At 47.7% G+C, this 23,998-nt stretch carries 25 protein-coding genes and 1 tRNA gene; 15 read left to right on the forward strand and 11 right to left on the reverse strand.

From position 1 onward, the window contains the following. Window positions 1-53: 53 nt before the first annotated feature. The 7 genes from EKO24_RS00460 to gshB all read right to left on the reverse strand — a co-directional run bounded on the left by EKO24_RS00460 (window position 54) and on the right by gshB (window position 6,162). Complete coding sequence (locus tag EKO24_RS00460) at window positions 54-1,331, reverse strand: dihydroorotase (protein WP_127027672.1); 1,278 nt, start codon at window positions 1,329-1,331, stop codon at window positions 54-56. Further along, window positions 1,331-2,347: an aspartate carbamoyltransferase catalytic subunit gene (locus EKO24_RS00465; RefSeq protein WP_127027727.1), complete on the reverse strand. Its 1,017-nt coding sequence runs from the start codon at window positions 2,345-2,347 to the stop codon at window positions 1,331-1,333. The genes EKO24_RS00460 and EKO24_RS00465 overlap by 1 nt, the downstream gene beginning before the upstream one ends. A gap of 51 nt (window positions 2,348-2,398) precedes the next feature. Then, window positions 2,399-2,905, reverse strand: a complete 507-nt coding sequence (pyrR, locus tag EKO24_RS00470) for a bifunctional pyr operon transcriptional regulator/uracil phosphoribosyltransferase PyrR (protein ID WP_127027671.1) — start codon at window positions 2,903-2,905, stop codon at window positions 2,399-2,401. A gap of 235 nt (window positions 2,906-3,140) precedes the next feature. After that, a complete protein-coding gene (gene ruvX / locus EKO24_RS00475; protein ID WP_127027670.1) occupies window positions 3,141-3,599 on the reverse strand; it encodes a Holliday junction resolvase RuvX in 459 nt (152 codons plus the stop codon). A gap of 80 nt (window positions 3,600-3,679) precedes the next feature. Then, entirely contained in the window at window positions 3,680-4,243 is a 564-nt protein-coding gene (locus EKO24_RS00480; protein WP_127027669.1) for a YqgE/AlgH family protein, read from the reverse strand. A 40-nt stretch (window positions 4,244-4,283) separates the two neighbouring features. Next, window positions 4,284-5,168, reverse strand: a complete 885-nt coding sequence (locus EKO24_RS00485) for an energy transducer TonB (protein WP_127027668.1) — start codon at window positions 5,166-5,168, stop codon at window positions 4,284-4,286. Further along, window positions 5,143-6,162 carry a glutathione synthase gene (gene gshB / locus EKO24_RS00490; protein WP_241674339.1) on the reverse strand — a complete coding sequence of 340 codons (1,020 nt, stop codon included), beginning with the start codon at window positions 6,160-6,162 and terminating at the stop codon, window positions 5,143-5,145. Before gshB ends, EKO24_RS00485 begins: the two co-directional genes overlap by 26 nt. A 193-nt stretch (window positions 6,163-6,355) precedes the next feature. Between gshB and rpmB the strand changes: the two genes are divergently transcribed. Then, complete coding sequence (gene rpmB, locus EKO24_RS00495) at window positions 6,356-6,592, forward strand: 50S ribosomal protein L28 (RefSeq protein WP_127027667.1); 237 nt, start codon at window positions 6,356-6,358, stop codon at window positions 6,590-6,592. A 12-nt stretch (window positions 6,593-6,604) separates the two neighbouring features. Then, window positions 6,605-6,760, forward strand: a complete 156-nt coding sequence (rpmG, locus tag EKO24_RS00500; RefSeq protein WP_006890747.1) for a 50S ribosomal protein L33 — start codon at window positions 6,605-6,607, stop codon at window positions 6,758-6,760. Between the two features lie 159 nt (window positions 6,761-6,919). On the opposite strand, the gene EKO24_RS00505 is transcribed toward rpmG, so the two are convergent. After that, window positions 6,920-8,137 carry a cyclic nucleotide-binding domain-containing protein gene (locus EKO24_RS00505; protein ID WP_241674340.1) on the reverse strand — a complete coding sequence of 406 codons (1,218 nt, stop codon included), beginning with the start codon at window positions 8,135-8,137 and terminating at the stop codon, window positions 6,920-6,922. A gap of 271 nt (window positions 8,138-8,408) precedes the next feature. Between EKO24_RS00505 and EKO24_RS00510 the strand changes: the two genes are divergently transcribed. The 5 genes from EKO24_RS00510 to EKO24_RS00530 all read left to right on the forward strand — a co-directional run bounded on the left by EKO24_RS00510 (window position 8,409) and on the right by EKO24_RS00530 (window position 14,194). Continuing rightward, a complete protein-coding gene (locus EKO24_RS00510) occupies window positions 8,409-9,773 on the forward strand; it encodes a DegQ family serine endoprotease (protein WP_127027665.1) in 1,365 nt (454 codons plus the stop codon). Between the two features lie 92 nt (window positions 9,774-9,865). Beyond that, window positions 9,866-10,393 (forward strand): molybdenum cofactor biosynthesis protein B, encoded by a 528-nt coding sequence (moaB, locus tag EKO24_RS00515; RefSeq protein ID WP_127027664.1) that lies wholly within the window; start codon window positions 9,866-9,868, stop codon window positions 10,391-10,393. Continuing rightward, on the forward strand, window positions 10,393-10,797 hold the full coding sequence (locus EKO24_RS00520; RefSeq protein WP_127027663.1) for a DUF423 domain-containing protein: 405 nt from the start codon (window positions 10,393-10,395) through the stop codon (window positions 10,795-10,797). The genes moaB and EKO24_RS00520 overlap by 1 nt, the downstream gene beginning before the upstream one ends. Further along, window positions 10,797-13,454, forward strand: coding sequence for an aminopeptidase N (pepN, locus tag EKO24_RS00525; RefSeq protein WP_127027662.1), 2,658 nt, complete (start codon window positions 10,797-10,799; stop codon window positions 13,452-13,454). Before EKO24_RS00520 ends, pepN begins: the two co-directional genes overlap by 1 nt. A 2-nt stretch (window positions 13,455-13,456) precedes the next feature. Next, window positions 13,457-14,194, forward strand: coding sequence for a pteridine reductase (locus EKO24_RS00530; RefSeq protein ID WP_127027661.1), 738 nt, complete (start codon window positions 13,457-13,459; stop codon window positions 14,192-14,194). On the opposite strand, the gene folK is transcribed toward EKO24_RS00530, so the two are convergent. Both folK and folB read right to left on the reverse strand, forming a co-directional pair. Continuing rightward, window positions 14,183-14,683 carry a 2-amino-4-hydroxy-6-hydroxymethyldihydropteridine diphosphokinase gene (folK, locus tag EKO24_RS00535; RefSeq protein ID WP_127027660.1) on the reverse strand — a complete coding sequence of 167 codons (501 nt, stop codon included), beginning with the start codon at window positions 14,681-14,683 and terminating at the stop codon, window positions 14,183-14,185. The two genes, EKO24_RS00530 and folK, sit on opposite strands and share 12 nt — an antisense overlap. After that, a complete protein-coding gene (folB, locus tag EKO24_RS00540) occupies window positions 14,680-15,039 on the reverse strand; it encodes a dihydroneopterin aldolase (RefSeq protein ID WP_127027659.1) in 360 nt (119 codons plus the stop codon). Before folB ends, folK begins: the two co-directional genes overlap by 4 nt. A 143-nt stretch (window positions 15,040-15,182) precedes the next feature. Between folB and plsY the strand changes: the two genes are divergently transcribed. Further along, the gene (gene plsY / locus EKO24_RS00545; RefSeq protein WP_127027658.1) at window positions 15,183-15,755 is read left to right on the forward strand and encodes a glycerol-3-phosphate 1-O-acyltransferase PlsY; all 573 of its coding nucleotides are present in this window, start codon (window positions 15,183-15,185) and stop codon (window positions 15,753-15,755) included. On the opposite strand, the gene tsaD is transcribed toward plsY, so the two are convergent. Then, a complete protein-coding gene (tsaD, locus tag EKO24_RS00550; protein ID WP_127027657.1) occupies window positions 15,756-16,766 on the reverse strand; it encodes a tRNA (adenosine(37)-N6)-threonylcarbamoyltransferase complex transferase subunit TsaD in 1,011 nt (336 codons plus the stop codon). It abuts the gene before it with no gap. A gap of 104 nt (window positions 16,767-16,870) precedes the next feature. Between tsaD and rpsU the strand changes: the two genes are divergently transcribed. The 7 genes from rpsU (at window position 16,871) to ahcY (ending at window position 23,919) form a co-directional block, all read left to right on the forward strand. Beyond that, window positions 16,871-17,104, forward strand: a complete 234-nt coding sequence (rpsU, locus tag EKO24_RS00555; protein ID WP_006890759.1) for a 30S ribosomal protein S21 — start codon at window positions 16,871-16,873, stop codon at window positions 17,102-17,104. A gap of 16 nt (window positions 17,105-17,120) precedes the next feature. Further along, the gene (locus tag EKO24_RS00560; RefSeq protein ID WP_127027656.1) at window positions 17,121-17,570 is read left to right on the forward strand and encodes a GatB/YqeY domain-containing protein; all 450 of its coding nucleotides are present in this window, start codon (window positions 17,121-17,123) and stop codon (window positions 17,568-17,570) included. Window positions 17,571-17,641: 71 nt separating this feature from the next. Then, window positions 17,642-19,423, forward strand: coding sequence for a DNA primase (dnaG, locus tag EKO24_RS00565; protein ID WP_127027655.1), 1,782 nt, complete (start codon window positions 17,642-17,644; stop codon window positions 19,421-19,423). Window positions 19,424-19,478: 55 nt separating this feature from the next. After that, entirely contained in the window at window positions 19,479-21,287 is a 1,809-nt protein-coding gene (gene rpoD / locus EKO24_RS00570; protein WP_127027726.1) for an RNA polymerase sigma factor RpoD, read from the forward strand. Between the two features lie 11 nt (window positions 21,288-21,298). Beyond that, window positions 21,299-21,375, forward strand: a tRNA-Ile gene (locus EKO24_RS00575). Between the two features lie 65 nt (window positions 21,376-21,440). Continuing rightward, window positions 21,441-22,601, forward strand: coding sequence for a methionine adenosyltransferase (gene metK, locus EKO24_RS00580; protein ID WP_161990536.1), 1,161 nt, complete (start codon window positions 21,441-21,443; stop codon window positions 22,599-22,601). Window positions 22,602-22,626: 25 nt separating this feature from the next. Next, complete coding sequence (ahcY, locus tag EKO24_RS00585; protein WP_127027653.1) at window positions 22,627-23,919, forward strand: adenosylhomocysteinase; 1,293 nt, start codon at window positions 22,627-22,629, stop codon at window positions 23,917-23,919. The last annotated feature ends 79 nt before the right edge of the window (window positions 23,920-23,998 follow it).

Genomic DNA, 23,998 nt, shown 5'->3' on the forward strand with positions numbered 1-23,998 from the left:
AACTGGCCTCTCATTATCTCGGTCACTCTATTTAGAAAAGATCTCTTTGTGTTTTATAAGCGGTGAATAACCATGCCCTCCTGTAAAGTATGAGTCACCCGGCCCGTCAGCGTTTGCCCCCAAAACGGCGTGTTAATGCCCTGACTTTTCCAGTTTTCCGAATTAATCTGCCAGTCGCGTTTTGGGTCGAAGATGCAGACATCCGCAGAAAAACCCGGTGTTAAAGCGCCACTGTTTAAACGCAACACCCGTGCAGGGTTCGCGCTTAAGCAAGCAATGCCTTGTTCCAGCGTGATCGCATGTTGGGCTACCAGTTTAAGCATTAACGGCAACAGGGTTTCCAACGACGATATGCCAGGTTCCGTTTCCGGAAATGCACCCAGTTTGGCGTCCAAGTCGTGGGGCTGGTGATCCGAGCAGATACTGTTAATTGTGCTTCCGGCCAAGCCTTGTCTTAAATACTGCTTGTCGTCCTCGGTGCGTAATGGCGGCAACACATGATAGGCGCTGTCAAAAGGCGTCATGTCGTTTTCAGTCAGATGCAGTTGATGAACGGCGACATCGGCGCTGACCTTTAAGCCGTATTTTTTCGCCTGATGAATCTTAATTACCGAGCGCTTGCAGCTTAATTGGCCGAAATGCACGCGGCAACCGGTCAACTCGGCCAGTTCCAGGCATTGCGCCAGCGCTATGGTTTCGGCGGCTTCAGGAATGCTGGGCAAACCGTAGCGGGTAGCGACCGCGCCTTCGTGAGCGCAGCCGTTATTACCCAGCCAAAAATCGTTGGGGCGGAACATCATCAATAAATCATGACTCGCTGCATATTCCATTGCCCGCCGCAATATCAACAGATTTCTAACCGGTTGATTGGCATTGCCGACAGCAATGCATCCTGCCTGTTTCAGAGACAGCATGGCGCTTAGTTCCGTACCTTCCAGTTTTTGAGTGAGGGCGCCAACCGTATAGATTCGCGGATAACCGGCTTTTTCCGCCAGCTCCTTGATCAGTTCGACAACGGCAGGCGTATCGATGACCGGGACAGTATCTGGCTGCAGGCATAAGGTAGTGACGCCGGCGGCAGCGGCGGCAATGACTTCGCTTTTAAATGTGGCTTTGCGGCTATGTCCCATATCCCGCAAGCGGGTACTTAAGTCGATAAAACCCGGGCACACGATTTGTCCGCCGGCATCAATGACAGTATCCGCTTTGAATCCGGCTGGTTCGTCAGTCACTGAAATAATTTTGCCGCCCGAGATATAAACGCAGCCGATGCGGTCTATTTTATTTGCAGGGTCTATGATTCTTCCGTGATCTATGCGTATTTGATTCATCACATCGTTCCTGTGTTTGCCGTAGATGGTGTGGACGCGGACTTGCCGGGCGCGGACGGTAGCGTTTGCATGGCCATCGCCATGATAGCCATACGCACGGCGATACCGTTGCTGACTTGCCTGAGTATTACCGATTGTGGGCCGTCCGCGACTTTGGAATCAATCTCCACGCCCCGGTTAATGGGGCCGGGATGCATGACTATTGCATCGGGCTTGGCGACTTTCAGTTTTTCTTCGGTCAGTCCGAAACATTTAAAGTATTCGCTTTCACTGGGTAGTAATGCCGAACTCATGCGCTCTTTCTGTAGACGCAACATCATCACGACATCAATATCTTTCAGTCCTTCGCTTAAATTATGCGACACGCTGACGCCCAGGCTTTCCACATGCGCGGGCAGCAGGGTTTTCGGTGCAATAACCCTGACTTCGGCTGCGCCCAGCGTATTCAAGGCCTGGATCTCCGAGCGGGCTACCCGCGAATGCAAAATGTCGCCGATAATCGCAACCCTAAGGTTGGAAAAATCTTTTTTGATTTGGCGTATCGTAAACATGTCCAGCATGGCCTGAGTCGGATGGGCGTGCTGTCCGTCGCCGGCATTGATAACGCTGATATGCGGAGCGGTCTGCTGGGCGATGAAGTGTGCCGCACCGCTGAGCGCATGTCGCACTACAAACATGTCGACAAACATGGACTCCAGGTTGCGTATGGTATCGAGCAGGCTTTCGCCTTTTGAGGTGGCCGAGGTGGCGATATTCATATTAATCACATCCGCGGACAAGCGCGTCGCAGCCAGCTCAAAAGTGGTTCGGGTGCGAGTGCTGTTTTCAAAAAACAGATTAACGATGGTCTTGCCGCGCAGCAGGGGAACTTTTTTAACTTGATGCTCGGACACGCCAGCGAATGATTCAGCAGTATCGAGAATTTCAGTTAATAAGTTCCTGTCCAATCCTTCAATGGTCAGAAAATGTTTAAGCTTTCCTTCCGCATTTAGTTGCAAGTTATACCCAAAGGGCATAAGTTTCGTTTGAGCAGGCAAGCTGCTCAGCTCAGCTTTATAAGTCATTATTTACGCAGCCCCATCAATGGTTTCCAGGTGAATGTCTACGGGTTCCGGGCCGGTTAACTTGATGCGCTGATTGGCGTTTAGGGTGATCTTTGCGCCGACGCAGTCCGGGTTGAGCGGGATTTGTTTGCCGTCACGCTCTATCAGCACGCCTAAAACAATCTGGTTCGGCCTGCCGTAATCGAAAATTTCATTCATTGCGGCGCGGATAGTTCTTCCGGTATAAAAAACATCATCGATCAGGATAATGTCGCGGCCTTCAATATGAGGCGGTAGTTGGCTTGGCTTCACGTTGGGATTAACGCCGATTTGCGAAAAGTCGTCCCGATAAAATGAAATATCCAGCAGTCCTAAAGGCTCGCTGATATTTAATCGCCGGTGCATTTGCTCTGCGATCCATACGCCGCCGGTACGAATGCCCAGCATCAATGGATTGACCAGTTTTCTATCATCGCTAATGCGCTTTAGCGCGGTTTCGAGGTTATTTAATAATTCGGGAATTTTTAACACTTAATGGTCCTTTTTGGGTAACTGCTCAATCATGTAGACTTCATAATGGAACGCGGATGACATGGAATTTGGAGGAATAATTTTTACTTGCAGTATATTTTATCAATGATCTTTAGTCGCATTCGTGTCATTTGCGCTCTCATTAACTGCCTAAGCTGCATGGGCTTAATGAATGCAGGGGCATTTCTTTGGCCTGCATTGTTCTATCGCCAGCGTGACATGCAGTCATATTTTTCTAATTATGGGGGGCGGTTCGTTCATTCAGCCAAGTTTGCAAAATAAGCTGGGCGGCGAGTTGGTCTTGCACTTCCCAGAGCTTGCTTGCGCTAACGTTGACTTCGTCAAACAACATTTGTTTAGCTTCAAATGTCGACAGGGTTTCATCCTGCCGAAACACGGGGAGTTGATAGCGCCCTTCCAGTTGTCTGCAAAATTTTAACATACGAGGCGTTACAGGATTATCCGAGCCGTCGGCCTGTCTTGATATGCCGACCACTAAACCGGCCGGACGCCATTCTTGTATCAGTTTGCCGATTATTTCCCAGTTGGGATTTTGGTTGATCGAGCGAATGGTTTGTAAGGGGCTTGCCGTTGCCGTGGTTGTTTGACCAACGGCAACGCCTATTTTTTTTGTGCCGAAATCAAAGCCTAAGTAAGTGTCGGTATGGATTTTGGCTAGTAATGGGTCTTGCATGATTTATACCGGCAGGAATGGAGTATAGGCCGCCAGCCGGTGCGGCGTCTGGTTTATGCGCAAACGAATCGGGCCTGGAATTAGCCGTGTCCTGCCGGAGCAGTCAGTTGGTTAATGTCAATGCCGATCTGGTCGGCTGCGGCTTTCCAGCGTAAATTGACCGGCGTATCAAATAAGACTTGTTTGCTGCAAGGCGTATTAAGCCAAGCATTCTCCATGATTTCTTTTTCCAATTGCCCGGCTCCCCAGCCGGCATAGCCTAAAGCCACCAAATATTGCTTCGGGCCCTCGCCGGCGGCAATCGCTTCAAGTACGTCTCTGGATGTGGTCAGGGAGATGGTGTCTGAAATTGCCATGGTCGCGTGCCAATCTCCACCTGCGGGGTGGACCACAAAGCCGCGCTCCTGCTGCACCGGACCTCCGGCAAAAACAGGTGTTTCGGCTGAATAGGGTGAAGTAACGGTGATATCCATCTGTTTGAAAATCTCGCCCAGTTTCATGTCGGCCGGTCTGTTAATGACAATGCCTAAAGCACCGTCTTCATTATGTTGGCACATATAAGCAACTGTATGAAAGAAGTTGGGATCAGCCAGATTGGGCATGGCGATAATGAATTGGTTGTTCAGGTAAGTAGTTTCGTTCATGGATGTTAGTATCAAAGTTTACGTTAACTTAAGCAACTGCTTATCGCGCGGTCATGCCCGATTCATCGGAAAATTTCCAAACCCGGGTGATGACCAGGACATCAAGCTCTTTTTGCAACTCTATCGGTAGCGGTGCAAACGGCGCACTCATCCGGACAATTTTTTTGGCGGCCTCATCCAGGTCCGGATTCCCGGAAGACTGGTTGATACGAATACTGTAAACGCTGCCGTCTGCCCTAATTCCAACATCCATGGTTAAGGTGCCGGAAAAATTTTTCTTGGCGGCTACTTCCGGATAATTAAGGTTGCCGGTGCGCTCCACTTTATCTTCCCAGTCTTTCATGTATTGAGCTGCGATATATTTATGGGCGCTCACTGAGTCAACAAACTTTATTTTGGATTGCTCTGCGCTCTGTTGGTTGAGCCTGATTTCTGTGCCCAATTGTGCAATTTGCTGTTGCAGCATTTCCGCGGTCAATTGCGGATGTTTTTCAACATGCTGCTCGGTATTATTCGGTTTGCTCGCAGTCATGACTTTTTTTTCCGCTTTTTGCTGGGTAAGCAGTTTTTTTGCTGCTTTCGGTTCGCTCTGCTCCGGGGCGCTCTTTTTCATCTGCCTGGCTTGGCTATTATTGCCTTGGCTGGGCAGTTGCTGCGGCGTTGGTTCCGGTTTCTTGTGTTGTTCTCCCGCGCCGACTTGATTTTCTTGAGCCAGCAATTGCGCTTTCTCGGGCGCTTTTTGGGTTGGCATGTTGACCAACGTAATGTCGATAGACCGGGTGACTTGCTCCGGTTGCGGTGCAGTGAAATTAATCCCCAGTCCAATAACGACATGAATGACGGCGGCTAAAAATAAAGCAATCAGTAATGAGTCATTACTGGATAGCGGAGCAGGCGGATCAAACATTACCTGATGTGTTTTCATTTATCGCCATGGATGGTGTGTATGCCGCAAACCTGCCTGGAGCAGGTGCGGCAAGAGTTGTTTCAATATGATCCATTAATTGACCGCAAATATTCAAGCCAAACTGGCGGTCCAATTCCTGAACGCAAGTAGGGCTGGTAACGTTAATTTCGGTGAGTGTGTCGCCAATTACATCAATGCCGACAAAAACCAAGCCTTTTTCTCGTAATGTCGGTCCGACTTGGTTGGCAATCCAGCGGTCCCGTTCGGTTAATGGACGGCCTTCGGCACGTCCGCCTGCGGCCAAGTTGCCGCGCGTTTCGCCTTGGGCGGGAATGCGCGCCAGGGCGTAAGGAATGACTTCGCCATTAACCAACAAGATACGTTTGTCTCCGTCTACGATTTGCGGTAAATATTTCTGCGCCATGACATAGCGGCTGTTGTACTGGGTCATGGTTTCCAGAATTACGCTGAGATTGGGGTCGCCGTGCCGCAAACGGAAAATGGAGGTGCCGCCCATGCCGTCCAGCGGTTTTAAAATGATTTCGCCTTGCTCTAGTAAAAAACTCCTGATTCTGGCCGGCTCTCGGGCTACTAAAGTTTCTGCGCAGCATTGCGGAAACCATGCTGTAAAAAGTTTTTCGTTGGCATCACGCAACGATTGCGGTTTATTGATTACATAAACGCCCATGCTTTCCGCGCGTTCCAGCAGATAAGTCGCATAGATGTATTCCTGATCGAAAGGCGGATCTTTTCGCATCATGATCACATCCAGCTCATCCAGCGATATATCTTGCTCTGCGGTAAACTCATGCCAGCATTTTTCATCCCGCTGAACCTTAATCGTCCGCGTTCTCGCATAAGCTCTGCCGTTGCGTAGGAATAAATCGTTAAGTTCCATGTAGTGCAGCTCCCAGTTTCTGGATTGAGCTTCGAGTAGCATTGCAAAGCTGGTGTCTTTTTTGATGTTGATATGATCGATGGAGTCCATGACCATGCCGAGCTTGATGGGCATTATTTTTTCCTGATAAGTGCGTTAGGCGAAAGGTACAAGGTTAAAGGCGCAAGGCATAGGAGTACGGACCTTTAATCTTTAACCGTGTGCCTTTTATCTTGCTCATTTTATAGATTGTTGTTTACCTTGAAAACAATTTTTGGTATAAAGCTCGGCTAATTTTTATATTTAGGCACGCCATTAGGGGTTAATCATGTCCAGAGTATGTCAAGTAACAGGCAAGCGTCCAGTTACAGGTAACAATGTTTCACACGCTAACAACAAAACTAAAAGACGCTTTTGTCCAAATCTGCAACATCACAGATTTTGGGTAGAAAGCGAGAACCGTTGGGTTCGTCTTAGACTTTCCCCGAAAGGCATGCGTATCATTGACAAGAGAGGCATTGATGCTGTTCTTGCCGACATACGTAAAGCCGGCAACAATCTTTAAGAGGATGCAAAAATGCGCGACAAAATTAAACTGATTTCAACCGAAGGAACCGGGCACTTTTACACAACCACAAAAAATAAACGTACGATGCCTGAAAAGATGGAGATCAAGAAATTCGATCCTGTCGTTCGTAAACACGTTATTTATAAAGAAGCAAAAATCAAGTAATTCCCGATTCTGTTTCTTCCCGGCTCGTCCCGTGCCTGAAGCGCCATTTGTGGCGCTCTCGGCAATTGCCCTTGGGGTCTGTCAGTATCTCGTAACCCGGCATCTGCAAGTCTGATCGTCGGGCTACACCGTTTCCTCCATATTCTATGGATAGTCCCTCTATCCTCCTTTCAATTTATCCAATACTTGGGTTAACTTTTCCATTTGCTTGTGCAATATGCGGCATTGTTTTTCAGCATGTTGTTTATCGAATTCCAGTTTCATGCATTTGTCATTGAGCTGATGGTTGATGTTTTTGAGTGCTTCATTTTCAAGTTTGAGGATTCTTATCTGATCTTCCAAAGAGGAATGGGTTGCTGCGGTTGTTGGGCTGCTGGCGGGCTGCGTGTGGGCATTGCTTTCAGGACTTTCTTCACTGGAAAGCGAGGGTTTGTTTTCCGGCTCGGAAGCGGCATTCGGTTTTGCTGCAAGGCTTTCCATTCCTCCTCTCAAAATCATTGCATCAATTTTATGCCTCAGCAATAAAAACGCGGCTGCCTCGCTGGTCTTGCCGTCTTGGCAAACAACAACGACAGGGAGCTTAAGGCTTAATGTTTTAAGTTGCATGCGCAGGGAGAAAAAGGGTGCGTTGATGCTGCCGTCAAGATGGTGATGCTCATACTCATCCTGCGAGCTGACGTCCAGCAAAACCGCTCCTCGTTTTACCGCCTCCTGCATTTCTGCAAAATTAACAAATTTTAGAGAAGGTTCTTTTATCAGTGATATGAAGCGGTTCTTGTCAAGGCGCAACAGGGATATATCCGTCAGTGCGGTAATGGTTACGTTTCTGGGGGCGCCGGACAGTAATGAATCCTCGCCAAAAGTATCGCCGTTGCCGAGTTGGGCTAATTTAATCTCTTTTGCATTAGGTGAAGGTTTGCGGGTTAACAGGCATTGCCCACTCTTGATTAGGTAGTAATAATCCCCGACGCCGCCTTGCTCGAGAATGATTTCACCTTTTTTGTAGTGAACGGCCTCTAAACCCATGATGATTTTCTGTAGATTAGCGGGAGGAAGGCGTTGAAAAATGGGTGACCTTAATAATGCTGTCATCCAATCATCTGAATCGCCATCAGTCTCGTCAATGACCATGTAACTGTTGTCCTCTTTATTAGCAAGGGAAAGTGGATTATTAACAATATCAGCGTTTAGCCGTAAAAAACGTACTTTTCCGTTAGCGAGTGCGTCAATTTTTCTCGGGATCTGATGCGCCAGAGCAAACTTGGCGGAGTCATTGTTTGCGGCAATGACTTCAACGATCAGTCCTGCCGCCTGAAGAGTGATCTCGCCACTTATTAGATAAACAAGTTGCGGGCATGCATCGCCTTTTTTAAACAAAAAGTCGTCTTGTATTTCCTCGACAGTCATTTCCTCGCATAACGCGTTAAATCGAGCGCTCGGTAATGTTGCAAGCGGAATCAGTTTGCGAATAATTAACGCGTCTTCGGAATCAACGTCTACGGCCATTTAAATATTCTAAGCAAGATGACATCTAAATGACAGTTCTGATTGTTTAAAAATCCACTTTACCATACCTTGCATTAAACATTTTTGTGCATATATTACAGATATTAAAAATAACGCGTGTTCAACAAACCGGAAAATCATTATGAATATTAAGTCGGTAAAACAACTGTTGCTTATAATCTCTTTGCCCGTTTATTTTGGTATAAGTCCGGCTACGCAGGCCGAATTGCCTCCTTTCGTTGCAGGTCAGGAATTGCCGTCCCTGGCTCCGATGCTTGAGCGAAGTATGCCTGCGGTAGTCAATATTTCAACTTCGACCAATATTACGGTTAATGACAATCCGCTGATGCAGGATCCGGTTTTTCGTCAATTTTTTAATGTACCGAACCAGCCGTTACAACGGCAGCAAAAAAACAGTTTGGGTTCCGGTGTTATTGTCGACAGTAAACAAGGCTTGGTTTTAACCAACAACCATGTTATCGATAAGGCGGATACTATTACTGTGACCTTGAACGATGGTCGCCAGCTTTCCGCTAAATTAATCGGTACTGACCCCGAAGCGGATGTCGCCGTTATACAGATCCCGGCCGAGAATCTGGCAATGCTGCCGATTGCCGACTCCAGTCGGCTGAAGGTCGGCGATTTTGTTGTTGCGATCGGTAATCCGTTCGGTTTGGGGCAGACTGTAACGTCAGGCATAGTCAGTGCTTTGGGGCGTTCGGGTCTTGGCATAGAGGGCTACGAGGATTTTATTCAAACCGATGCTTCGATTAATCCCGGTAATTCAGGTGGCGCGTTGGTCAACCTGAACGGTGAGCTTGTCGGCATGAATACCGCAATTCTTGCGCCGACAGGCGGTAATGTCGGCATCGGCTTCGCGATACCGTCCAATATGATCATGACCATCAAGGAGTCGCTGGTCAAGCACGGCGAAGTGCGGCGCGGCCTGTTGGGCGTAACCACTCAGGATCTGACGCCTGAATTAGTTAAGGCTTTTAATTTAAAAAATATACAGGGGGCCGCGATTAGCAGGATTGAAAGTAACTCGCCCGCAGCAAAAGCAGGACTGGAACCGGGCGATATTATTGTTTCCGCGAATGGTCATCCGATTAAGAACAGTCATGATATACGCAATATCGTCGGATTGATGCAAATTGGCGACAATGTAGAGCTGGAGTACTACCGCGGCGGCGAGAAAAGACAAGTTACCGCGACAATCGGTAAGCAGGAGCTGCCGCGATTGACAGGAGGGCAGTTGCATCGCGGGCTGGAAGGCGCGTTGCTGAGTACCTCGCTAAAAGGCCAAATTGAAGGTGTCGTATTTGAAAAAATCGACACAACATCCAGCGCATGGCGTACAGGGCTGCGTCCCGGCGATATCATTGTGTCGGCAAATCGTTATCGCGTCCATAATGTTGAGGAATTAAAGCAAGTGGTCGAACCGAACGGTCCTTTGCTGCTTAATATCCAGCGAGGACAGGAAGGTTTCTTTGTTGTGTTAAAGTAGTTAGATGAAAGGCGCAAGGCAAAAGCTGAAAGTATATACTTTCGAAGCTTATGCCTGCGCCTTTAGCCTTTTGTCTTTCATCTTTAAAAAACATGACTACAACTACAAACACAGATTTCATCCCATTAAATATCGCGATACTGGTCGTTTCCGATAGCCGTACCGAAGTCGATGATGTATCCGGTAAAACGCTAGTCGAGCGCGCAACCGGTGCAGGACATCGGGTTGTTGAAAAGAAAATAGTCCCCGATAATGTCTATCAAATCAGGGCGGTTGTTTCAAACTGGATTGCCGAAGACAATATTAATGTCGTGATCAGCACCGGCGGCACCGGCGTAACAGGCAGGGATGGCACGCCCGAGGCCGTTGCGCCATTATTGGACAAAATGCTGGACGGTTTTGGCGAAATTTTTAGGATGCTCTCTTATCAAGATATTAAAACCTCCACCATTCAATCCAGGGCAATTGCCGGAGTCGCCAACGCGACTTACATATTTTGCCTGCCGGGTTCGTCCGGCGCCTGCCGCACTGCATGGGATGCGCTGATCAAGGATCAATTGGATCATCGCACCCGGCCCTGCAATTTGGTACAGCTGATGCCCAGATTAATGGAGAAATGATGAGTTCGGTTTTCTTGTTGCTTGGTGCGTTAAGCGCTTTAACCGGCGTCGGTATCGGGGCATTCGGCGCTCACGGCTTAAAATCCGTTATTAGCCCGGAAATGTTAACTGTCTATCAAACCGGCGTGACTTACCAGATGTGGCACGCTTTGGGGTTGATAGGCGTTGCTCTAATTCGCCTGCAAGCGCCTGATTCCAAATTATTACATTGGTCGGGATGGCTAATGTTTGCAGGCATTGTACTGTTTTCCGGCAGCTTGTATGCACTGGCCTTACTCAATCATCATTGGCTAGGTATGATCACTCCTTTCGGCGGTGTTTGTTTTATAGCTTCGTGGCTATTAATCGCACTGTTCGCCAATCAAAACATCAGATCTTCCGATCACAACAGCAGGTATAAATAATGCGTGACGCTAATCCACAAACAATTTATCTAAAAGACTATACGGTACCTGAATACCTGATTCACAACGTTGCTTTAAATTTTATCTTGGATGATGAAGATACTTTGGTGCGTTCGCGGCTCACTCTTAGTCGTAATCCTGCCAGTTATTCTCCCAACAAGTCATTGATTTTATTGGGAGAGAATCTGAAACTGCTTGGCGTTAATTTGGATGGTAAGGACTTAGCCAAAGATCAATACCTGCAAACCCAGGATGCGTTAATCGTTAATAATGTTCCGCAACAGCAGCGTTTTGAGCTGACTATTGAAAATACCATTAACCCAAAAGCCAACACGGCATTGGAAGGTCTATACCTCTCTAATGGCATGCTATGTACGCAATGTGAGGCGGAAGGTTTCAGGAAAATTACTTATTTCCTGGATCGTCCCGATGTGATGACGTCATTTACAACAACCTTGGTTGGCGACAAAGACCGTTATCCGGTTTTGCTGTCCAACGGTAACAAAGTGGCTCAAGGTGAATTGCCGAATAATCGCCACTGGGTGACTTGGGAAGATCCGTTCAATAAACCGTGCTATTTGTTTGCACTGGTTGCAGGACAGCTTGAATGTATTGCTGACCGCTTTACTACGCAGTCCGGTCGCGAAATCGACTTGCAAATCTTTGTCGAAAAGCATGACATCGATAAATGCGATCATGCGATGCAATCTCTGAAAAATGCGATGCGTTGGGATGAGCAAGTCTATGGCCGCGAATACGACCTGGATTTGTATATGATCGTCGCCGTCAGTCACTTCAATATGGGGGCGATGGAAAATAAAGGACTGAACGTATTCAATACCAAATTTGTACTGGCGCGGCCCGATACCGCAACCGATTCGGATTATGAGCATATCGAAGGCGTGATCGGTCATGAATATTTCCATAACTGGACCGGCAATCGCATCACCTGCCGCGACTGGTTCCAGCTTAGCCTGAAAGAAGGATTTACGGTATTTCGCGATCAGGAATTTACCGGGGACCGTACTTCCAGGGCAGTTAAGCGCATCGAAGATGTCAACATGTTGCGTACTCGCCAGTTTGCCGAGGATGCAGGGCCGTTGGCGCATCCGATACGTCCTGACGCCTATATAGAAATCAACAATTTCTATACCCTGACGGTGTACGAAAAAGGCGCCGAAGTCGTGCGCATGGTTCATACGCTGCTTGGCGCGGAAGGCTTTCGCAAAGGCAGCGACCTGTACTTTGAACGTTATGATGGGCAAGCGGTGACTTGCGATGATTTCGTTAGCGCGATGGAAGCAGCCAATGATATTGATTTGCGCCAGTTCCGCCGCTGGTATTCCCAGGCAGGAACGCCGGTATTAACGGTTCGTCAGCACTATGATGCGTCCGCGCAAACCCTGGCTTTAACCATAAAGCAAAGCTGTCCGCCAACGCCCGGGCAAGCTGTAAAAGAATCGTTGCATATTCCTGTGACGATGGGCTTGCTGAATAAGGACGGTTCTGCCGCACTTTGTAAGCTGGAAGGCAGTGATCGCGCCAGTGACGAAGTTATTTTGCAACTGACCCAGTCCGAACAGACCTTCGTCTTTGAAGGATTGGCTGAGCAGCCGGTTGTTTCTATCTTGAGAGGCTTTTCGGCGCCGGTTAAATTGGTGATGGATCGCAGCCTGGATGAACTGGCGTTTTTATTAAGCCACGACAGCGACACGTTTAATCGCTGGGAAGCCGGGCAGCAGTTGGCTGGGCAGATTATTGCCGGCCTGATTGCCGATGTGCAAAACGGCAGGGAATTGCACGTCAATCCGGTTATGGTTGATGCCTTTAGGCAGGTTTTGGAGCAGCCGTGGGATGACTTGTCGTACTTCTCGTTGCTATTAGGCTTGCCCTCGGAAACCTATTTAGGCGATCAAATGGAAGTTGTCGACGTGGAAGCCATTCATACGGCTAGCGAGTTTGTGATGCGAGCCTTGGCCGAGGAGCTGGAATCGCAGTTTTTCGCTTTATACCAGGCTAATCATAAGGATGAATCCGGGAAATTTGATGCCGGTGCAATCGGGCGTAGGCGTATTAAAAATATCTGTTTAAGTTACTTAGGCAAACTGGAAAATATAAATGTTCAGCGATTGGCTCAGCAGCAATTTAATACGGCCAAGAATATGACCGACCAAATGGCCGCGTTAGCGGTTATTGCCAATAATCCGCATCCTGCTAAGCAGCGGTGTTTGGACAGTTTTTACCGGCAATGGCAAGAGGAGGCTTTGGTGATAGATAAGTGGTTTGCGTTGCAGGCTTCCAGTCATATGCCTGGTACTTTCGAGACGGTGAAGGCTTTAATGCAGCACCCGGCGTTTGATTTAAAAAATCCAAACCGAGTCAGGTCATTGGTGGGTGCGTTTAGTCAATCTAATCCGCTGCATTTTCATGCCGCTAACGGGCAAGGCTATCAATTTCTTGCGGACCAGATTATTGCATTGAATACTTTGAATCCGCAGATTGCATCGCGCATGGTTGGAGCATTAACTTCGTGGCGGAGATATGACGAAAGCAGGCAAGCGTTAATGAAGGCGCAACTTGAGCGGATTATATCGACCGAAGCGATTTCCAAAGATGTTTACGAAGTGGCGAGTAAAAGTCTGGCTCGTCAAGACTAATAATGGGGCGGGCAAAAAATGTATTGATTACCGGCGCCGCCAAGCGCATAGGCGCGGCTTGTGCGCGATTGCTGCATAGCGAGGGCTGTAATGTATTTTTACATTACCGGTCCTCGTCGGCAGAGGCGCAACGGCTTTGCTATGAATTAAATCAACAACGCCCCGATTCGGCAAAAATTATTCAGGCGGATTTGCTCAATATGGCGGAGCTGGAGACTGTTGCCAGGGAGGCCTGCTTGGCTTGGGGCGGCATCGATGTGCTGCTGAATAATGCGTCATCGTTTTATCCGACGGCTATGCCCGATGTGACTGAGCAACAATGGGATGAATTGTTGGGCAGTAATTTAAAGGCGCCTTTCTTTTTGGCAAAAGCCCTGGCGGAAACGTTAGCCGATAACAACGGCTGTATAGTCAATATTATCGATATTCATGCCGAACGCGGGTTAAGCGGTTATCCTGTGTACAGTATCGCCAAAGCCGGGCTGGCGGCCATGACCAGGATTTTAGCCAAGGAGCTTGGGCCGGCTGTCAGGGTCAATGGCGTGGCTCCGGGGGCCATACTTTGGCCCGATCATGATTTATCCGAATCGGCCAGGCTGGAGATACTGCAACGGGTGATTTTAAAGCGCAGAGGAGAGCCGGATGATATTGCCAAGGCGGTGCTTTTTTTGGTGAATAATGCCGACTATATCACCGGTCAAATACTGACGGTCGATGGCGGACGTACCTTATTTTGTTGAAGTCCATGAAGGTACGACGCGCTTTTGCTTTAGTTCGCTCTTGTTGAATTGTTCCCATAGCTCGGCATAACTCAGGTGGCTGACGGGATGTTTCAAGTTTGGGGCAATTTCCGTTAAAGGTTCAAGTACAAAAGCGTAATGTTCGATTTCATCCCGAGGTATTTGTAGGCGGCCGTCGTTAATAAGCAGGTCGCCATATAGAATCAGGTCCAAATCGAGAGTGCGCGCTGCAAATTTGCGGCTATCGCGTGTACGGCCATTATCGAGTTCAATTTGCCGGAGTTGTTTGGCAACCGTTTTTACCTCCAAATCGGAGTCGAAACCAACCACAAGATTATAGAAAGTATCGCCTGTAAAACCGACAGGTTCTGATTCATAAATACTTGACACCGTCAGTTCGCCAAAGACTTGCTGAAGCGCTAGCAGGCTGGCAGGAATATATTTGTCCTTTTCTATATTGCTGCCTATGCTGATATAGCCTCGGGTCACGGTTTCCGTTCTCCTCTCTCGATGATAATGCCGACATCGCTGGCACCACTGATCGCGCCTTTTTTATTTAAGGTTATTTTTACCCAGGATACGCTGAATTCATTACGTATAATATCGGCTATCTCTGAAATTAATTTTTCAACCAGAAAAAACTGGCTGGCTTCTACGAAGGAAATAATGCGGCGAGAAACGGTTTTATAATCAAGCGTATATTGAATATCGTCGGTTTCGGCGGCTTTTTGAATATCAAAAGCCATCTCGATATCAAGGATGACGGTTTGCTTGGTTACTCTTTCCCAGTCGTAAATGCCGATGATCGTTTCGATCTTTAGCCCGCCTAAAAATATGATGTCCATTGTAATTTCCGGTTATGATGCGTGTTTTTTTAAAGTCGCTCGGTTTGTGCTCCTGCTACGATGCCTCTGCGTCCATGTAGTCGTAAGTATCAAGGAAACGCTCCGCGCTTACAAGTTCTGAATGATGAAAAGGTTATTAGTCAATGGTTGAATGGTTGTTTGTTCCGGCTGCCTATCTGATAGGTTCAATTTCCAGTGCAATTATTATTTGCCGTCTGATGGGCTTGCCGGATCCCCGTGAACAGGGGTCGGGCAATCCCGGTGCTACCAATGTGATGCGTATCGGCGGCAAGAAAGCGGCAGCTATCACGCTGCTGGGTGATTCGTTAAAAGGGTTAATTCCTGTTTATGCCGCAAACGTGTTGGGAGTATCTGCCGAGTTGGTCGCAGCGACTGGTTTGGCGGCATTCATGGGGCATCTTTATCCGGTGTTTTTCGGTTTTAAAGGCGGAAAGGGCGTGGCAACATCGGTTGGAGTGTTGCTGGGTTTTTTCTGGGCGCTCGGCCTTGCTTTTATGGCAACTTGGTATCTGATTTACAAGCTAGGCAAAATATCATCCTTGTCAGCGTTGGTTGCGTCCAGCTTGTCGCCGATTTTTGCTTGGTATATTACCGGCGACGAGGCTATCGTTGTAGCCTCTGTAATCATGACGGTTTTCTTGTTATGGCGGCATAAGAGTAATATTCAGCGGTTGCTGGCAGGGCAGGAGGGATAATCAGCAGCCCGATAATTCACTAATCGGCCAGCGAGGGCGGGCATGAATTTCCAATCCTTGTTGCTGGCCGGCCATTAGGCGCTGGCAGCCGGCATAAGCGATCATCGCGCCGTTGTCGGTGCAAAATTGGAGTCTCGGAAAATAGAGTTGGGCATTTTCCTTGGCAACCATTTCCGTCAAGCAGGCTCGAATTTGCTTGTTGGCGCTAACTCCTCCGGCAATAACCAGTCTTTTTAGTCCTGTTTGTTGTAAGGCGCGCTTGCATTTGATACTGAGCGTTTCGGCAACTGCCTGCTGAAACGCGGCTGCAACATCGGCCTTGTCTTGATCGGTTTTTTCTGAGGCATTAACGGCATTCAGCGTGAATGTTTTTAAGCCGCTAAAACTAAATTCCAGTCCGGGGCGATCGGTCATGGGGCGAGGGAATTTAGTCTTTGCTATACCTTGTTCTGCAAGAGCGGACAGTTTCGGTCCGCCGGGATAGCCCAAACCCAGCATTTTAGCTGTCTTGTCAAACGCTTCGCCGGCCGCATCATCGAGGGATTCACCTAACAGTTGATAGTGGCCGATACCTTCGACACGCACTAATAGAGTGTGTCCTCCGGAAATCAGTAAAGCGACAAAAGGGAATTCCGGCGGATTTTCTTCAAGCATGGGCGCAAGCAGATGGCCTTCCATGTGATGAACCGCAAGTGCGGGAACTTGCCATGTCCAGGCCAGGCTTCTGGCTGTTGCCGCGCCGACCAGCAGTGCTCCCATCAGTCCGGGGCCTGCTGTGTAAGCAACGCCGTTTATATCGTTGCTTGTTAGTCGGCTTTCTTGCAGGCATTGTTTAATTAACGGAACCAATTTTCTGATGTGGTCACGCGAAGCTAGTTCAGGAACAACGCCGCCATACTCGCTATGCATGTCAACTTGGCTGTATAAAAGATGGCTGCATAAGCCTTGTTCTGAGTGATAAATCGCGACGCCGGTTTCATCGCACGAGGTTTCTATGCCTAAAACGTACATTGAGTTTTTGAAATTTATAAAAGTAAAGGTATAATTAAGGGTTCTGTTTGTTCAGTGGATTAAAAATCCTAACTTTTTAAATATTAACATATTCGGGTCATTATATGCCGTCAGTAAAAATCAAAGAAAACGAACCATTTGATATTGCAATTCGCCGGTTTAAACGCGCTTGTGAAAAAGCAGGTGTATTAGCTGAAGTGCGCCGCCGCGAGTTTTACGAAAAGCCAACTGCAGAGCGTAAACGCAAAGGTGCTGCTGCTGTTAAGCGTCATCTGAAAAAATTAGCGCGTGAGCGTTATGCATTGAAAAACTTACGTCGCGGACGCCCTGCACTGTAAAGATTAAGGTTGTACGATGGATTTGTTAACAGATCGTATCAAGGAAGAGATGAAAGTCGCCATGAAAGGCGGCGACAAAGCGCGTCTAGGGGTGATTCGTTTAATTTTGGCCGCTATTAAGCAGGTTGAGGTTGATGAGCGCGCTGTTTTGGATAACGAGCGCGTTATCCAGGTGCTTGATAAAATGCTTAAACAGCGCCGTGAGTCTATCCGTCAATATATTGAAGCGGGTCGACAGGATTTGGCGGATATTGAAGAGGCGGAGGTTCCTGTAATTCAGGAGTTTTTGCCGCAGGCTCTGACTGAAGCTGAAATTGATTCAATGGTTCAAGATGCAGTTGCTGAATCTGGGGCTGAGTCGGTTAAGGATATGGGCAAGGTCATGGCGTTGCTTAAGGCAAAAATGCAGGGGCGGGCTGACATGTCAGAGGTAAGCGCCAAAATCAAGGCTGCGTTGGCAGGGTAGTTGTTTTCTGGTTTTTGCCGGCAACTGCTCGCCGCATTGCCTTGCATCCGTCTTGTCGTCGGAGCATTGTGATGTCTGGTAGAATTCCTCGCGAGTTTATTGATGATCTATTAGTGCGGGTTGATATTGTTGATTTAATCGATTCGCACGTTCCTCTAAAAAAGACGGGTAACAACTTTGTCGCTCGCTGTCCTTTTCATGCTGAAAAAACTCCCAGTTTTTCGGTAAACCGAAAAAAACAATTCTTTCATTGCTTTGGTTGTGGTGCTAGCGGCAATGCCATCAGCTTTCTGATGGAGTTCAGTCATCTTGATTTTGTTGAGGCTGTTGAGGATTTGGCGGCTTTTGTTGGGATCGATGTTCCTAGGGAATCTGTCGAATATCAGTCATCAAAGCAGAAGAAAGAAGATTCGAGTGAGCTGTATGCGTTAATGGAGCAGGTGGCTGGCTTTTATGTGGAGCGGCTGCGGTCCGGTGTTGAAGGAAAAATAGCGGCTGAGTATTTGAAAAACAGGGGGGTTGGCGGCGCTAGTGCAAGTGATTTTATGTTGGGTTATGCGCCTGATGAATGGCAAGCCCTGACGGCGCGGTTTGACTCAAAGCTACTGCTTGAGGCTGGTTTGGTGGTTATCAAGGAGGGAGGGCAGATATATGATCGTTTTCGCGGGCGAATCATGTTTCCTATCAGGGATAGGCGGGCGAGAATTATAGGTTTTGGCGGGCGGGTGCTCGATAATTCTTTGCCGAAATACTTGAATTCTCCGGAAACGTCCCTATTTCACAAAAGCAGGGAGGTTTATGGCTTGTATGAGCTTCTGGCGAAAAATGCTAAGCCGCAAAGGATCTTAATTGTTGAAGGTTATATGGATGTTATCGCCTTGGCTCAGTATGGCATTCATTATGCGGTGGCAACCTTGGGAACGGCTGCATCTCAGGCGCATCTTGATTTATTGTTTCGTTTTTGCTCAGAGCTGGTGTTTTGTTTTGATGGTGATAAAGCGGGGCGTGAGGCGGCGTGGAGAGCAATGGAGCCGGCTTTCTCCAGTTTAAAGGATGGCCGGCAGATACGTATTATGCTGTTGCCGCCAAATCATGATCCTGATTCATTGGTGCGAGAAGAAGATGTTGATGGATTTGTTGGGCGTGTGCAAGCGGCTGAAACTTTATCCGACTATTTTTTTGGTCATTTCTCGAATGAGTTGAATCTATCCGAAATCGAGGGGCGAGCGCAACTGGTCAGCAAAGCAAGGCCGTACCTGGAAAAGCTGCCGGAAAGTATTTTTAGGGAGATGATGTTTGCGCGATTAAAAGAATTGTCCGGGTGGGCTAATCTGGATGTTTTTGAGAATGCGGCTACACTTGCCTCTAATCAGGGTTTGAAGCAAGTCCGGAAAGCAGATAGGAATCTGTCTCAGGATGGAAATAGATTATCGTCGGCGCGAGTCGCGGTTGCTTTGTTGGTTCAGAATCCCAGGCTAGCGGAATTGGTTGAGCAGCGGGAAATCGACTGGAATGGACTGGATTTTCCGGGAGCGGGTCTGTTTAGAAGTATTTTGCAAACGATTGCAGATAAAAACCCTGTTAATGCGGCCGTTTTGGTGGAGTGCTATCGAGATGCTGCTGAAGAAAAGTCTATAAAAGCATTGGCTTTATTGGATTCTCAGGTTTCGGATGACAAGATAGATGCGGTTTTTTGCGACTCTTTGGATAGATTGTTAAATCAAGCTAGAGAAAGCGCTTTAACCAGATTGCTGAATAAAGGCAAGACAAATGGACTGGATGCACAGGAAAAAGAGTTGCTGCGTAAAATGCTGGCAACTAAAATTATGGTGCCAAGTAGTAGGAATTTGTAGTATAATTCTCGGTTCGGCGAGGTCAGGTCGAGCCAGAGTCTTCCGTGAGTAAATGATGAATCAAGAACAGCAACAGTCCCAGCTTAAACAATTGATAGCCAAAGGCAAAGTCCAGGGGTATCTGACTTATGCCGAGGTTAATGATCACCTGCCTAGTGATATTGTTGATCCTGAGCAAATTGAAGACATTATTGGCATGATCAACGATATGGGGATTCAGGTTTACGAAGTTGCCCCTGATGAAGATTCTCTTATTACTGATTCGGCAGCCGTTACAACGGATGATGAGGATGCTGAAGAAGTTGCTGCTTTAGCTTCCGTTGATAGTGAGTTTGGTAGAACTACGGATCCAGTGCGCATGTATATGCGGGAAATGGGGTCGGTAGAATTATTGACGCGTTCAGACGAATTGAAAATCGCCAAGCGCATTGAAGAAGGGCAGCAGCAATTAGTTCAAGCTATAGCGCGCTCCTGTATCGTTGTTGAGGATTTTTTACATTCATTTGATAATATTTCAAGTGAAGAGGGCGGTATCCGCCTGACTGATTTAATTTCCGGTTTCGTAGATTTAAGCGAGCCGGATGATTTTATTACGGCTCTGCCTGTGGGCGATGATGTTGAAGAAGCTCCTGCGGAAGAGGAGCCGAAAGGCCTAAACTACGAAGAAGTCAAAGAAAAAGTTGATGAGCTAAGGAAGCAGTTGAAAACGGCTTCCACAGCAATCAAAAAGTATGGCTATTCGAGCGATAAAACAGAGAAAGAGTTTGAGATATTGGCGGACTTGTTTATGGAGTTCAAGTGGACGCCGCAATATTTAAAAAAGTTGACGGCTATTATTCCTAATGGCGTTACAGCTGTACGGGAACAAGAAAAGCTTATTATGGACATTTGCGTTAACTATGCAAAGATGCCTCGTAAAGAGTTTATTGCCTCTTTCCCTGAACATGAGACCAGTTCAGAATGGCTTGATCAGTATTTAAGCCCAGGAAGCAAGTATTCTGAGGTGTTAAAAGATCGGGAAAAAGAAATACGAAAAGCCCAAAAGACGCTGGCCGACATAGAGGCAGAGTATGGTTTGACTATTAGTGGGCTAAAGGATATTAATCGACGCATGTCTATCGGAGAAGCCAAGGCAAGGCGTGCGAAAAAAGAAATGATTGAAGCTAACTTAAGGTTGGTTATTTCGATCGCTAAAAAATATACTAACCGTGGCTTGCAATTTTTGGATTTGATTCAGGAAGGCAATATTGGTTTAATGAAAGCGGTCGACAAATTTGAATATCGCCGTGGCTACAAATTTTCTACTTATGCAACTTGGTGGATAAGACAGGCCATCACGCGTTCGATTGCCGACCAAGCTAGAACTATCCGTATTCCGGTGCATATGATCGAAACGATCAATAAACTGAATCGAATTTCCAGACAGATTCTTCAGGAATTAGGGCGGGAAGCAACGCCGGAAGAACTGGCGGAGCGAATGGAAATGCCGGAAGACAAAGTTCGTAAGGTATTGAAAATAGCTAAAGAACCTATTTCAATGGAGACGCCTATCGGCGACGATGAAGATTCTCATTTGGGAGATTTCATAGAAGATGCTAAAGTATTGTCCCCAGTTGAAGCTGCAACAATTGCCGGTTTGCGGGAATCGACACAAAACGTGTTGGCAGGATTGACCGCAAGAGAGGCAAAAGTCCTGCGGATGCGCTTTGGTATTAACATGAATACCGACCACACGCTGGAAGAGGTAGGCAAGCAATTCGACGTGACGCGTGAAAGAATCCGTCAAATTGAAGCCAAAGCATTGAGAAAACTTAGACATCCTTCAAGATCAGAGCAACTAAGATGCTTTTTGGATGGTGAGTAAATATTTATATAGGGCCCTTAGCTCAGTTGGTTAGAGCGTCCGACTCATAATCGGCAGGTCGTAGGTTCAAGTCCTACAGGGCCCACCAAACACAAGAAGGCTGCCTGTGCAGCCTTTTGTATATCTGGGTTTTACATTTTAGAAGGTGGTATCGTGAGCAATAATTATACTTTCACATCAGAATCAGTTTCAGAAGGACATCCTGATAAGGTTGCGGATCAAATTTCGGATGCGGTACTTGACGCTTTATTGGCGCAAGATCCTCGTTCACGCGTTGCTTGCGAGACACTTGTAAAAACCGGCATGGTTATCTTAGCGGGTGAGATTACCACCGATGCTTGGGTTGACCTTGAAGCTTTGGTTCGGAAAGTAGTTTGCGACATCGGTTACGATCATGGCGATATAGGCTTTGACGGGCAGAGTTGCGCCGTGTTAAACGCTATCGGCAAGCAGTCGTCGGACATTGCAATGGGCGTTGACGAGTCGGATAACCATGAGCAAGGCGCGGGCGACCAAGGTTTGATGTTCGGCTACGCGAGCAACGAAACCGATGTGTTAATGCCGGCTCCAATCACCTATTCTCATTTGCTGGTTAAACGCCAAGCTGAAGTCCGTAAAAATAAAACCCTGCCTTGGTTACGCCCTGACGCTAAAAGCCAGATTACTTTCCGCTATGAAAACAACAAACCCGTAGCAATTGATGCAGTGGTTTTATCGACTCAGCATTCGCCTGACATTGCGACAAAAGCATTGCATGAAGCAGTCATGGATGAAATTATCCTGCCGGTCTTGCCAAAAGAATGGTTGCACAAAGACACCAAATATTTCATTAATCCTACCGGTCAATTCGTCATTGGCGGTCCGGTCGGCGACTGTGGTTTAACCGGGCGTAAAATTATCGTTGATAGCTATGGCGGTATGGCTAGACACGGCGGCGGCGCGTTCTCCGGTAAGGATCCTTCAAAAGTTGACCGCTCAGCAGCCTATATGGCGCGCTACGTGGCAAAAAACATTGTTGCAGCCGGGTTGGCTGAGCGCTGTGAAATTCAGGTTTCTTACGCTATCGGCGTTGCAGAACCTACCTCAATCACTGTCGAAACCTTCGGTACCGGCAAAATCAGTGAAGATAGAATGGTGCAAATCATCAGGGATATTTTTGATTTAAGACCTAAAGGTTTGATTGCGATGTTAGGCTTGTTAAAACCTATCTATCAACCAACGGCTTCGTATGGACATTTTGGCCGTACCGAAGATACCTTTAGCTGGGAAAAAACAGATAAAGTTGACGCATTGAAAGATGCTGCCGGCCTTTAACTAATCACTAAATAAAGGAAACGTCATGAGCCAACCAGATTATAAAATCGCCGATATTGCTTTGGCGGAATGGGGTCGCAAGGAAATCAATATCGCCGAAACCGAAATGCCGGGCTTAATGGCCCTGCGTGAAGAATTCGGAGCGGAACAGCCATTAAAAGGCGCGCGTATCGCCGGTTGTTTGCATATGACGATTCAAACAGCGGTGTTAATCGAAACCCTGACCGCATTAGGTGCAGAGGTTCGCTGGTCTTCCTGCAATATTTTCTCTACTCAGGATCATGCCGCAGCGGCAATCGCAGCTGCGGGTATTCCTGTTTTTGCCTGGAAAGGCGAAACGGAACAGGAAGCCGAATGGTGTATTGCGCAAACCATTGAGGGCCCTGACGGCTGGCGTCCGAACATGATTCTGGACGACGGCGGCGACTTGACCATCATGATGCATGAAAAATATCCCGAATTGATGGCCGATATTAAAGGTTTGTCCGAAGAAACTACGACCGGCGTGTTGCGTCTGTATGAGATGGTCGCCAAAGGCACGTTAAAAGTTCCTGCTTTCAACGTCAATGATTCGGTCACTAAATCAAAATTCGACAACTTGTACGGCTGCCGCGAATCGCTGGTCGACGGCATCAAGCGCGCTACCGACGTGATGGTTGCCGGTAAAATTGCGGTTGTCTGCGGTTACGGCGATGTCGGTAAGGGTTGCGCGCAATCGCTACGCGGGCTCGGTGCGACAGTGCTGATCACTGAAATCGACCCGATTTGTGCATTGCAAGCCGCGATGGAAGGCTATCGGGTCGTAACAATGGAAGAAGCGGCACCGCTGGCTAATATCTTTGTTACCGCAACCGGTAACTTTAATATCATCACCCATCAGCACATGGCGGCGATGAGGGATCAGGCAATCGTTTGCAACATCGGCCATTTCGATGCGGAAATCGACATTGCATCATTGCGTCAATATAAGTGGGAAAACATCAAGCCCCAGGTTGATCATGTCATATTCCCAGACGGCAAGCGCCTGATTGTTCTGGCGGAAGGGCGCTTGGTTAACTTGGGCTGCGCGACCGGACATCCCAGCTTCGTGATGTCCAACTCGTTCTGTAACCAGGTTTTAGCGCAGATCGAGCTGTGGAAAAATTCCGCTCAGTACGAAAACAAGGTTTACATCCTGCCTAAAAAGCTGGATGAAAAAGTCGCCAGATCTCATCTTAAGCAATTAGGCGTAAACTTAACGGTACTCACTGAGGAACAAGCCAAGTACATCAATGTTCCGATTGAAGGACCTTATAAAGCCGACCATTACCGTTATTGATTGAACATTGTTCCCGCGGTCTCCGCGGGGACGCCGTCCGGTGCGGCAATAGCCCGTACCGGACTCAATACATCCAGCA

Origin of the sequence: Candidatus Methylobacter oryzae (assembly GCF_003994235.2) — a bacterium.
Classification (GTDB): Bacteria; Pseudomonadota; Gammaproteobacteria; order Methylococcales; family Methylomonadaceae; genus Methylobacter_A; species Methylobacter_A oryzae.